Annotated in this window: 8 protein-coding genes; 7 read left to right on the top strand and 1 reads right to left on the bottom strand. The window is 43.5% G+C overall.

The features are described from left to right. The 6 genes from BM278_RS14165 to BM278_RS14135 all read left to right on the top strand — a co-directional run. A partial coding sequence (locus BM278_RS14165; RefSeq protein ID WP_143093454.1) for a zinc ribbon domain-containing protein occupies positions 1-283 on the top strand: 283 nt, incomplete at its 5' end. 432 nt (positions 284-715) lie between these two features. Then, complete coding sequence (locus tag BM278_RS14155; protein WP_090950923.1) at positions 716-2,077, top strand: C40 family peptidase; 1,362 nt, start codon at positions 716-718, stop codon at positions 2,075-2,077. A 404-nt stretch (positions 2,078-2,481) separates the two neighbouring features. Further along, complete coding sequence (gene wecB / locus BM278_RS14150) at positions 2,482-3,627, top strand: non-hydrolyzing UDP-N-acetylglucosamine 2-epimerase (RefSeq protein ID WP_090950921.1); 1,146 nt, start codon at positions 2,482-2,484, stop codon at positions 3,625-3,627. Positions 3,628-3,790: 163 nt separating this feature from the next. Next, the gene (locus BM278_RS14145) at positions 3,791-4,108 is read left to right on the top strand and encodes a hypothetical protein (protein WP_244151180.1); all 318 of its coding nucleotides are present in this window, start codon (positions 3,791-3,793) and stop codon (positions 4,106-4,108) included. Between the two features lie 253 nt (positions 4,109-4,361). Beyond that, positions 4,362-5,768: an N-acetylmuramoyl-L-alanine amidase gene (locus tag BM278_RS14140; RefSeq protein ID WP_090950918.1), complete on the top strand. Its 1,407-nt coding sequence runs from the start codon at positions 4,362-4,364 to the stop codon at positions 5,766-5,768. Between the two features lie 83 nt (positions 5,769-5,851). Further along, complete coding sequence (locus BM278_RS14135; protein ID WP_090950915.1) at positions 5,852-7,771, top strand: S8 family serine peptidase; 1,920 nt, start codon at positions 5,852-5,854, stop codon at positions 7,769-7,771. A 41-nt stretch (positions 7,772-7,812) separates the two neighbouring features. Here BM278_RS14135 and BM278_RS14130 read toward each other — a convergent pair whose 3' ends face one another. Next, positions 7,813-11,397, bottom strand: a complete 3,585-nt coding sequence (locus BM278_RS14130) for a S8 family peptidase (protein ID WP_090950913.1) — start codon at positions 11,395-11,397, stop codon at positions 7,813-7,815. Between the two features lie 310 nt (positions 11,398-11,707). Here BM278_RS14130 and BM278_RS14125 point away from each other — a divergent pair, with 310 nt between their 5' ends. Beyond that, positions 11,708-12,706 (top strand): C40 family peptidase, encoded by a 999-nt coding sequence (locus tag BM278_RS14125; RefSeq protein WP_090950910.1) that lies wholly within the window; start codon positions 11,708-11,710, stop codon positions 12,704-12,706. Positions 12,707-12,743 lie beyond the last annotated feature (37 nt).

The raw sequence follows: 12,743 nt of genomic DNA, 5'->3' as shown, positions 1-12,743 counted from the left end.
GGTTAAAAAGCAACAGCGTCGTCAACACTCTTCTTGGTCTTTTTATCAGTTGAGAAAGTTTATTGAGTATAAAGCGGCGATCGCTGGCGTGCCGGTGGTATTGGTTCATCCAAAAAATACTTCCCGCACCTGTCCGGTTTGCGGACATGTGGCCAAAGAAAACAGACCGTCAAGGGATCAGTTTTGTTGTCGAGCTTGTGGGTACGCTGCCCCTGCCGACAACGTGGCTGCGGAAAACATCCGCAGGGCTGCTGTCAACCAGCCGAACGCGGCAGCCAATTAGGCTAGCTGCAAGCCCACGGCTTTAGCCGTTGGGTAGTTGACAAAACGGTTTTCTTTTTTGAAAACTTAGGTTCGCTGGATTTTACACAAACATTAGGACTTGGCCGTTACGCACCTTTCCGCATGTCGAAAAACGGAATCTGCCTAATGTTTAACTCGAACAATTTTGATGTAGATTCCTTTTTTCGACATGTTGCGAGTGCCGGTCTAGCCGTCCGGAGAGAAGCGAAAAGGTGTTGAATTGGATAAGCGGGAAAAACAAAAAGTTTAGTAGAAAACTTCGGCCTTCGCCATTTTTTGTAGTTTTCCATTTTTTGTTTGCCTCATCCCTTGGCTGGAGATGTTTATCTGTGAACGACAAAATATGGTAATGAACCAACGTTTTACATAGTTGTGCAAAAGGTGAAAGTAGAGAAGGGAGAGGAAGATAATTGTGAATTTGAAGCCAAGACATATCGTATTAACATCCGCTTTCGCTTCTGCGCTGTTTCTTATGCCGGATGATGGAGAAGCGGCGGAGTGGAAAGTGGGGATGAGTTCTCCGCAAGTGAAAGAACTGCAGCAGCTATTAAAGGAAAAAGGGTTTTTTACATATCCGACTGCCACAGGGTATTTCGGAACGATAACCGAGCGGGCGGTAAAAGCGTTTCAAGCGTCCGTCCGCTTGCCGGTCACAGGCGTCGTGGATGACGCTACGTACGCTAAGTTAAAAGAAGCTGCCGTTCATCGTACGGCGGAAATGAAAATCGGTTCGCGCGGAAACAATGTGAAAGTTTTGCAGCAAAACTTAAAACGGCTTGGCTATTTCAAATATCCGGAGATCACTGGCTATTATGGAACCATTACGCAAAACGCGGTCAAGCGGTTCCAGCAAAATCACGGTCTTCCCGCAACGGGTATCGCCGACGCCCGCACTGTGCAGTCTATTCAAAATGAAGTGAATCGGCGCCCGGCAAAAATCGCTCAAGAAACTGTATTGACAATAGGTTCAAGGGGAACGGAAGTAAGCAAATTACAGCAAAATTTAAAACAGCTCGGCTATTTTACTTATCCGAAAATAACGGGATATTACGGCACAGTTACGGCGGATGCCGTTCGCCAATTTCAAAAACGATATCGCCTCCCGGTTACCGGCAAAGCCGACGCTGTGACGTTGGCGAAAATCAACGAGGTGATCGCCGATTCCAAGCCGAAGCCGTCCGCGCCAAAAGCGGCTATCCGTTTAACGATCGGATCAACGGGGCCGGAAGTGAAAAAAGTACAAACGAAGCTAAAGCAGCTCGGTTATTTTACGTATTCGGAAATTACAGGATATTATGGGTCAATTACGGCGGAAGCGGTGAAACGATTCCAGAAGAACACCGGCATGAAAGTAACTGGCGTTGTCGATGCCGAGACGTATGAGCGCTTGATGGGGCAGGCGCCGCAGCGAAAACTGAACGCCATTGCACTTGTCGCGGATGCTGCGGAACTTCTCGGCAAGCCGTACGTCTGGGGCGGGGAAACGCCGCAAGTCGGTTTTGATTGCAGCGGATTGATTGTTTATTTGTTTCAAAAGCAAGGCATTTCTTTGCCGCGCACGGTAGCGACGATTTGGAGCGTCGGCACATCGGTTTCCGCCCCTGCGGTTGGCGATATCGTCTTTTTTAACACGAACGGGTCCGGCCCGTCCCACGCCGGCATATATATCGGCAATCAACAATTTATTCATAGCGGCTCTTCCACTGGCGTGACGATCAGCAGTTTGAATAATTCTTATTGGAAAGCACGTTACTTGGGCGCAAAACGATATTAAATTTAACGCGTTGCTGCAAAAAATCGATGATGGACAAAATGCGGGGATGGCTTGGGAACTTCCGAAGCTGTCCCTTTGCTTTAGGGAACTATGGCGGTCTTTCCACTTTCCTTGCTACCGATAAACGTTATTTTTGTGTCGTAGCCCCGCAGACTCTTTTTTGATACAGGTTCTCGCTATCTTGAAAATATCTAGATTCCTCAATGGGTAAACTGAAGGTATTTTCATCCTTCCGATGGCGACGAATTTTTTCGTCATGGGAGTCTATCCGATAAACAAAGAGCTGGAAGTTTTTGCGTTTGCCGAAAACGCGCATGTTGACGGTTGAGGAAATGGGAAGGTTATGATAATGTAAGGAAGGAAGTTTGTGTAAGAACTAACCTTTTGTCATTGTAGGTGAAAGTATGGCTGATAAAATTAAAGTAATGACGATTTTTGGCACAAGACCGGAAGCAATTAAAATGGCACCGCTTGTATTGGAACTAAAAAAACATTCGGAGCTGATCGAACCGATTGTCACCGTCACGGCGCAGCATCGGCAAATGCTCGATCAAGTGCTGGAGATTTTCGATATAAAGCCGGATTATGACTTAAATATTATGAAAGACCGCCAAACGTTGACAGAAATTACCGTTCGTGCTTTAGAAGGGCTCGACGACGTGATGAAAAAGGTGAAGCCGGATTTGGTGCTCGTGCACGGGGATACGACGACAACGTTTGTCGCCAGCCTTGCCGCGTTTTACAATCAAATCGCTGTCGGGCACGTCGAAGCCGGGTTGCGCACGTGGAACAAATATTCACCGTTTCCGGAAGAAATGAACCGCCAGCTTACCGGCGTCATCGCCGACCTTCATTTCGCGCCGACGAAAAAAGCGTATGAAAACTTAATCAATGAAAATAAAAAGCCTGATTCGATTTTTATTACGGGAAACACGGCGATCGACGCGTTAAAAACAACCGTGACAGACGACTATAAGCATGATATTTTAGAGAAAATCGGCGACGATCGCATGATTTTATTAACCGCCCATCGCCGAGAAAATCTTGGCGAATCGATGCGCAGCATGTTCCGCGCCATCAAGCGCATTGTCCAAGAACATGAAGATGTGCAAGTCGTTTATCCTGTCCATTTAAACCCGGCGGTGCGCGAAGTAGCTGATGAAATTCTTGGCAATGATCCGCGCATTCATTTGATCGAGCCTTTAGGGGTGTTTGACTTTCATAATCTCGCCGCGAGGGCGTTTCTCATTTTGACCGATTCCGGCGGCGTGCAGGAAGAAGCGCCTTCATTGGGCGTGCCGGTGTTGGTGCTGCGCGACACGACAGAACGGCCGGAAGGCATCGAGGCGGGGACGCTGAAATTAGCGGGAACGAATGAGGAAACGATATACAGCATGGCCCGCGAGCTGTTGAATAACCGCAGCGAATATGAAAAAATGGCGAAAGCCTCGAACCCGTACGGAGACGGCCAGGCTTCCAAGCGCATCGTGCAGGCGATTCTTTATTATTTTGGCAAGGTGGAATCTGCACCAACTCCTTTTACCATTTAGCCAGAACACTGCCTGCTGCAGAAAAGATCAGTTTTTAATAAAACCATAATGAAGCAGATAATCATTTTTAGGAGGTAATAATATCGATATTATGTTTGACAGCCTTCCGCAGGGAATTAAGATAAGTATTACAAGGTCTATTTCGAACTCTTTTTTGAAATATATGGAAACTATCGGATGGGACGAAAAAAAATATAGTTTAGAGGATTTTATTATATATTGGCGAGATTACGCACAAAAAAGCGCCTCATGGTTTGTAAAAATAGATGATGGAATGAAATCAAGCCCAGATTTTCACAAGGCATTGGCTGAAAAAATTAATGAAGTCATTGAAAAAATATTGACGGAAGCACCGACAAAAAAAGAGATAAGGGAGCTGGAGGAGCTTATTAAACAATTAAAAATCGATGATATTGATTATTCATGCAGAATGGAAGCAAAATACCATATTGAGCGTTTAAAGAAAAAGTTGGAAACATGATCATGATCGTCAATAATCCCTTCAAGTAAGCAGCGGAGGCAGCGGAATAAGTGGAATAACTGTTTACTTTGAGGGGATTTTTTGCAAACGGCTCAAGTTTGTACATCCAGTATCATAGGAAATTCGGTTTATACACGTTAATAAAGTTGAAAAAGTTATGGTGACTGTGAAAAAAGGACTAATTTAAAACATAACGTTTATCATTTATAATAGAATAATAGAAAAATATATTGGAAGAAGGGAGAAGGGATGTATGAGAAAAGGAATATTTGTCACTTTTTGTCTATTACTGATCTTGGGTTTCATTGGTCCAACTAGTGACGCTGGTGCTGCTGCATATTTTCATGATGTTAGCACGACTCATCGCGCCGCGAAAGAAATTAATTATTTGGCGCAAGGGAAAATCGTTCAAGGAAGTTTATCCGGATATTTTTATCCGTCTAAGTATGTGACAAGGGCGGAGGCTGCTGCGATTATCGGAAGAACGCTTAATTTCAATGGGACACAACGGGCGACGAGCTTTAAAGATGTAGGCAAAGGAAATTTTGCGTCAGGATACATACAAGAAGCGGCCGAAAAAAATATCATTAACGGTTACAAAGACGGTACTTTCCGCCCTGAACAGCTCGTTACGCGTGGAGAAATGGCGTTGCTCATTAACCGCGCTTATTCCTTTGGCGGAAACACGACATCGCAGGCGATTCATCAACTGATGGACAAAGGGATCGCCCAAGGGTTTACGAATGGAACGTTCGGTCAAGATCAGCCGATTATACGCGCTGATTTTGCGGTATTTGTCGCAAGAGCCATTAATCCAAAATTTCGGATCAATTATGAATTAACAGCTATTCAACAAGCTACGGTAAATGCGTCGGCTTTGAATGTTCGCCAAGGACCGTCGACAAACTTTGACACTGTAGCTGTTCTGAAAAAAGGACAAAAAGTTGATGTGTTGCATATTGTCGGCAGCTGGGCATATGTTCGTGCTTCAGGAATCGAAGGTTTCGTACATACTGCTTACCTTAGTGGAATCAGTTCATCTAATCCAACAAACCAGCTGTTGCAGTATTTAAAAACGCAAACGATTATCATTGACCCTGGACACGGCGCCCATGACCCTGGTGCGGTGGCAAACGGATTAAAAGAAAAAGATATTAATCTTAGCGTTGCTTTAAAAGTAAAATCATTGTTTCAAGATACAGGGTTTAATATTGCTTTAACGCGTGAAAGCGATGTGTTTGTCTCGCTAAGCGACAGAGTTAATTTTGCTAAAAAAATGAATGGAAATGTATTTGTCAGCATTCATACCAATGCAGGTGGTGGAACTGGTACAGAGACGTACTATTACAGCGCGGCGGCGACAAATCCGTATGTTGAAAAAAGCAAGAAGCTCGCTCAATGTATCCAAAAACGGTTAGTCGAAGCATGGAATGCAGCAGACCGTGGAGTGAAAAAGGGCAATTTGCACGTCCTTCGCGAAAATAATATGCCTGCTGTGTTAGTTGAGTTAGGCTTTATTGATCGCAAAGAAGATGCAGCGAAGCTAGGATCTTCATACTGGCAAGGGAAAGCGGCAAAAGCAATTTATCTTGGAATCTTAGATTATTACGCATCTGAATCGGGATTGAACTTTCAGCCTTTATATGACCGCGTTCAATGAGAATAACAAACCGTCAAGTTGTCACAAGAGCGATTTGAAGTTAAAACAAGCGGAAGATTTTTTCGCATGAGAGGTTATTTGCTATGAAAAAATGGTGTCTTGTTTTGCTCAGCGTAGTTCTCGTCATGATGAGTTTTTTGCCCGCTGCTTCCACTTTTGCGTCTGAAACAAAGCGGGTAAATGTGCTTATTCTTTTTAAAAAGCATGTTGACGAAAAAGCGGTCGAACAGCTGCAAGGGGAAGTGTACCGGCGGTTTGAAGTGCTTCCAGCTTTATCTGCCAATGTGCCGTTGGCTTCCGTGGATGTTTTACGGCAGCTCCCCGAAGTTGAATACGTTCAGCAGGATGAAACGGTTACGATTAACAAACAAGTGACAGACTGGGGCGTAACGAAAACGAAAGCACCCAACATGCATGTTCGCGGCGTTACGGGCAAAGGAGTAAAAATCGCCATTTTAGATACGGGGATTGATACGAAGCATCCTGATTTGCATGTATCGGGTGGTGTGTGCCTGTTATCCAATTGCCCGAATTCTTATAATGATGATAACGGCCACGGCACGCATGTGGCGGGGATTATCGCTGCGCAAAATAATCAGATCGGAGTGCTCGGAGTGGCCCCGGAAGCGAGCATCTATGCGGTGAAAGTATTAAACCGCTACGGCGATGGAACGTTGTCAACTGTCTTGGCAGGAATTGAGTGGGCGATACAACACAAGATGGATATTATTAACTTAAGTCTCGCTACTCCGGAAGATTCTCCTGTGTTAAAAAAAGCAATTGATAAAGCGTATCAGCAAGGCCTGTTAATTGTCGCGGCAGTTGGGAATAACGGCAATAAACAAGGAACAGGGAATACTGTCGAATATCCTGCGAAATATGACAGTGTCATTGCCGTTTCAGCTGTCGACAAGCAAAACGTTCGCGCTGCCTATTCCGCCACAGGTTCAGAAGTTGAGGTTGCGGCTCCCGGAGAAGAAATCTACAGTACCGTTCCGGCTGCTTATGATTCGGATGGCAACCCGGACGGATATACATGGATGTCAGGCACGTCCATGGCAGCGCCGTTTGTTAGCGGCGTATTAGCCTTATATAAGCAACAGTATCCCAATAAAACGAATGTTGAACTTCGGCAAATGCTAAGGGAGAACGCGGTTGATTTAGGTGCGCCTGGAAAAGATGATTGGTATGGCTATGGATTAGTACAGGCAGAACAAAATAAACCGCCGCAGCTGGAAGTGAAGCTGCAATCCAATGCAGCGGGAGTAGTAAACTTTTCTGTTACACTGCTTGCTGATAGTATTCAAGGATATAATGTGTATCGCGATGGAAAGCAAATAAAAAAGTTGCAAACTAGTTCGTCATTTTCAGACTACGCGCTCAAAGGAACTTACCGCTATCAGTTTTCTTCCATATATAGCGACGGAACAGAATCAGCATTATCTAACCCGGTAACTGTAACCTTTTCAGAGCCAGATTTCAAAGATTTGACAAACGACATTTGGTATACTCCCCACATTGTTTATTTATTCAGCAGGGGCATTATTACCGGATATAATAACGGCACGGTCAAGCCCAATGATTTCGTAACGCGTGCCGAAGCGGTAGCGGTGTTAGGAAGGGCGTTGCATTTGGATTCGACAAAACGGTCTACCGTTTTTAAAGATGTTGATTCTTCTAATATGGCGTCTGGATATATTCAATCGGCATATGAGCGAGGATTGGTAAATGGGTTTCCAGATGGTACGTTTCGTCCGCAACAGCCTATCACCCGTGCGGAAACAGCAATGCTGTTAGCGAAGGCGTACCAACTCCCTAGTGCTTCTTCTATGGTGTTTAAAGACGTTACCGACAAGGTGACGGGGCACGCAGAAATTTATAAAATAGCTGCAGCGAATATTACAAAAGGGTATCCCGATGGTACATTTAGACCTTATCAATCTGTGAAGCGGCTAGAGTTTTTCGTGTTTATTGCCCGCGCTGAAAATGACATATTCAAATAAGAGGCTGCCTCTTTAATGGAGGCAGCCTTTCTTTGTCCTTGTTATTCTTTTTGTACAATGAGTTTATATGGGTTAATGCTTGCATTGCCAAATGCATCTTCCACTTTGATGAAGTATTTTCCTTTCTTTAATTTTAATTTCAAATATTCGGCGTCCCCGCTTATATAGTAATCTGCTTTTTCCACTTGTTTGCCTTTTGCATCATAAACGCTGATAACCCCATCAAGGTCAGAAGGCAGTTCGAGTTTAAATGTGTATGTTCGTTCTTCATTCGCAGTAAACACATAGTAATCAACATCGCCTTTATTGGTGGTGGCGTTCATATAACCGGTATTATAGAAGGTGTTTTTATTAGGTTTTTTCAACGGAAGTGGTTTTGATGGAATGTTGTTTTTCACGATCGAATTTTTGTCTTCATCTTGCAAATCTGCTTTTGCCAGTGTGAATTGGTATGGCGTTAGCGAAGTGTCTCCGAAATAATCCAGAGTAACGATAAAGTATCCTTTCGTTTTCACCGCTTTAAAGGCACCATGCTCTTCCTCATTGGAGAAACCGCGGTCGGTTATCCATCCCTTTCCTTCCTCTTCCTTATCTAATTTTTTGTTGCCATTTGTATCTTCAATGATAATAACTACTGGGTCAATCGGCGTTAACAGTTCTTTTGGCAGTTTAGCATATTTTGCCGGGACACTTAGCGGAGTTATTACAAATCCGTAAAGCCCGTTTTGTTCTGGTTTGAAGTAGTAAATATCTATATCTTGCGCAGAAGCAAAGTTTCCTGTAATTGCTTTTAGCCCGATGTTGGTTGCTTTTTCAAAGTCATCGTTATTCTCAAATTTATCTGCTGTATTGCTTGCCAATAGCGCTGATGTCAGCGTATAGGCTTTCGCTGATGGGCGATACATTTTTTCCGTTAGTTGAATATAGTAAGTTTGCCCGCCTTTTAGCCCGATTTGATAGCAGCCTTTTGGATCAAGGCTGTCATAAGAAAGATTGGAACCGAGATAGGAGAAATCTTTTTGTTGTTCGTTATAACTGAATATGTTTATGCTTGGAACCTCATTGTTTTCATTTGCAGCAAAACGGAACTCGTAAATTCCGTTTTCCTTAGGTGTGAAGGCAAACCAATCTTCATCTCCGCTGAATTGGAAATATCCGCTTGCTGTTTGCCCCAACTCATAAGGCTGTGCCGCTTTGCGAACGTTTTCGGACCAGTTGTTCTCGCTGGAGAGTATTGCTGAATCTGTGATAACTTCATTTCGCTTCTCTTTTAACGCTTCTTTTTTCGATAAATATGACTCTATGTCTCCTTGTATCAATTCTTTTTCCGGTATGTCCGCTGCCAATGGAAAACCATCTTCGTCGGCTGGCAAAGTGGTTGCCTCAATCGTTAACTGGTAAGGCAAGTGAGAAGAGAAGTTTCTTGTTAAATCAATTTCTGGTTCTCCCGAAAGCAGCATCATCAATGGATCAATGATTGGTTTATTCGTAACTTCAATCATATATTCCATGCCTGGGACCGCATTAAAGGTAAGCTCCTCACCTTCGCCGTATCCTTTTGTGTTGATGGAATCAATCAGAAATTGATTTTCCGCCAGCTGTTCTTTATCTTCAGGCGTTTGCTCCGTTTCTCCATCAGAACTTGGTTCTTCTTCCAGTTTTTCGATTGCATATAAATTGATGGCGGAATCAATTCCAGGCACTCCTGTCAGCGAAACATGAACCGTTTGCTCCGTTCCATCCTCCGATTCTGGTACTGTAAAACGGAAATAATCGCTATCTCCCGGTATCGGTTTCGTTTCTTCTTTCACTGGCCCTTCCGTTTCTGTATGTTCATCTGCCGGGGGTTCCGTGTCTGTCAGCTCGTTTGTAAAGAAAAGTAATCCATGTTCACGCTGCGAATGATATGGCAATGAGTGAATAAAGAACGGATTTTCTGCATTGTTGCCATCATCGAGTTTGTCCCTTGTTCGATCAATGGAAAGGGTATAGCGCGATTTGCCGCTTTCGCTATAGTTGCCGAGCGCGTCCTTAACGCCGATCACTAGCGTACCGTCTTGCGGAGCCTCGAATAAGTAGCCTTCTTCTTTACCTTGCAATGTATCATTCACGGCCACCTTTGTGGACGGTGTCGCTTTGCCGTCAGGGAAGAATAAAATATTCAATTTATAATCGTAGTCGGCTGATCCTTTCAATTTTGTTTGAATGTAATCTCCTTTTTGGACTTTAAATTGATACCAATCCGTCTGATTCAATTTCTTAATGGTGCCAGTTTGTACAGAATAGGATGCAACGTTGATGTTTTTTGCCTTCTTTAGCAAATCCTTTTCAGCAATATTAGGATTTGCCGGAATATTTTTCGGATTAAATCGCAACGCTGCTGTCGGGTTGACCAACCCATAGCCATATTTGAGATCATATCCCTTTTCTCCTAAATCTTTCGCCGTCTTATTTAAAATATAATTAATTTCATACGGCGTCAGCTTTGGATTTTTCGATAGCAACATCGCCGCCGTTGCCGTGACCATTGGCGTCGCCATCGATGTTCCGTCTAATTTCGCGAATGTGGATTTTTTGTCAATATCGTAAACAGAACTGTAAATGCCTTCTCCGGGAGCGACAACGTCGACAGCAGGCCCATAAGTGGAGAAATCAGCGAGTTCATTTTTAACGTTGGTTGCCCCGACTCCGATTACACCTTCAAAAGCAGCTGGATATTCATTTATATTCATTCCAGAGTTGCCGGCTGCTGCGACAACGGTGATGTTTGCCTCCAGTGCTTTTTTCACCGCTTCTTCCACGATCGGCGAAGGGATCGTTGAAGTTAAGCTTAAGTTAATGACTTGCGCTTTTTGGCGAATGGCTTCTAAAATGCCTTCGGCGACAAGGTAGTCAGAAGTAAAGAAGGAACGGTTAAACACATCAATCGAAATAATTTGTGCATTCGGAAAAACGCCATATCCGCCAATGCCGTTATCTTTTTCCGCGGCAATAATTCCGGCAATATGCGTGCCATGCACATCGGCCATCCCTTTTTGCAACGGGTTTGCAACATTATAGTTGGCAATGATTTTATTTTTTAATTCCGGATGGTTATAATCGATCCCTGTATCAACAACCGCAACTTTGACAGGATGCTTGCCGGTCAGCGCAAGAGCTTTATTGACTTCCAGCGAGGAGAGATGATACATTACCTGGCTTTTAACATCAGCGGCTGCTTTAGTAAAATAAGCGCTGCGCGATATGGAAACAACGTTTGGATTGTGCGCATACGCGCGGATCACATCTTCTAACTTTTTCTTTTCTGTCAGCTGTACGATGTCATAATGCAAAGAAGCGATTCGTTTGACGAGTTTTGTTCCGGCTTTGCGGTGTTCTGTTGATGAAAGTGCGTTTTTGTATTTCACTATTAGCTGGTTTTCGCTAAACAACTGTTTTTCCTTATCTTTTTGCACTGTGTTTGCCTTCAGTTCATGAAGGCCAAATCGATGCAACAGTTGATTAGCCGTATTTTGTGGTTTCAGCTCTGCCGCTGAAACGTCCGCATAAGGAAGGATTCCGCCAAATGCGAAAGACAAAGCCATTCCCAAGGAAAACAGTTTTTTTATTTTGTTCCTCTTCTTCAAAAAAATTCTCCTTTCTTTTCTAGCTATTTTTAAATCTATAAAAAATTGATATCACTATAAATATTATCATATATTTACAAAAAATTCTTCTATTTTTCTAGCAAATTCGGAATAAAATCTTAATTATCTTGCATTTTAGATTACCGGAAAATATCTTTTTGACAAAAATTTCGAAATTTAATCTAATTTCATGTTTAGTAATCTATTTGTAATATACTTGTAAAACAACAATTCGCTAAAATTTGCTAAAATAGCCTTGTAATTGTCAAAGTTTGCGGGAAACCGCCAAAAACGCGCAGGTGATAAAATAATGAAAAAAGCGTTTTCTTTTTTGCTGATGTTGGCATTCCTCATCGTTGGCCTTCCGAGAGCTTATGCGGAAAACAGCCGGGATGAAGTTGTAAAAATTGCAAAAGAACAGCTTGGCGCTCCTTATCGCTTTGGCGGTACTACCCCAAGCGGATTTGATTGTTCCGGGTTTGTTCAATATATATTTGATAAAATTGGAATCGAACTGCCAAGAACCTCAAGTGAACAATATCAAGTAGGAACCGCCGTAAACAAGGAAGATTTGCTGCCTGGTGATTTAGTATTTTTTAAGGGTACATATAAATCCGGGATTTCTCATTCAGGTATATACATAGGAAACAGCGAATTTATCAGCGCAACAACAAGCCAGGGCGTTGCTGTTGCTTCCATGAACAACTCGTATTGGAAGCCAAAGTTTGCCGGCGCTAGACGCGTCATGGAGGAGTCACTGCCGCCTGGGCAATTTTATGATGTCAGTTCAAATCATCCGGCATATAAGGCGATTAGCGAACTAAGCAAAACGGGAATTATCAGCGGATTTGAAGGTTCTTACTTCAAGCCCGATCTTCCCGTTACAAGGGGTCAAGCTGCCGCGATATTAAATCGTTATTTGCGATTGCCTGCCTCTTCGGCAAAGACGTTCTCGGATGTGCCGCTGGGGATGCCATTTGCCAAGGATATCGCTGCCGTCAAAGAAGCCGGCATTATTGCCGGATATAATGATGGCACGTTCCGCCCTTATGAAAATATTACAAGAACGCAAATGGCGGTCATTATCGACCGTGCGTTTCAACTTAGCAAAAGCCCGATCATGGCCAGTACTACAGCCAAATATAATGATGTGAATCCGGGCTTTTGGGCATATTCTTCCATTGTTGCAATCAAAGCGGTCGATTGCACAGGGGTGTTTAATAGAGCGAGCTTTAACGGAAACGGTTATGCAACAAGAATGGAATTTGCATCAGCGGTTTATGGCGCGATTCAAGCATTACAAAAGTAGACGAAACGGCACGAGGATTGATGATCGGTTTGCTTCG

The organism is Parageobacillus thermantarcticus, assembly GCF_900111865.1.
Lineage (GTDB): Bacteria > Bacillota > Bacilli > Bacillales > Anoxybacillaceae > Parageobacillus > Parageobacillus thermantarcticus.
Note: the sequence above shows the minus strand (reverse complement) of the source record. Positions and strands in the feature narration are given on the sequence as shown.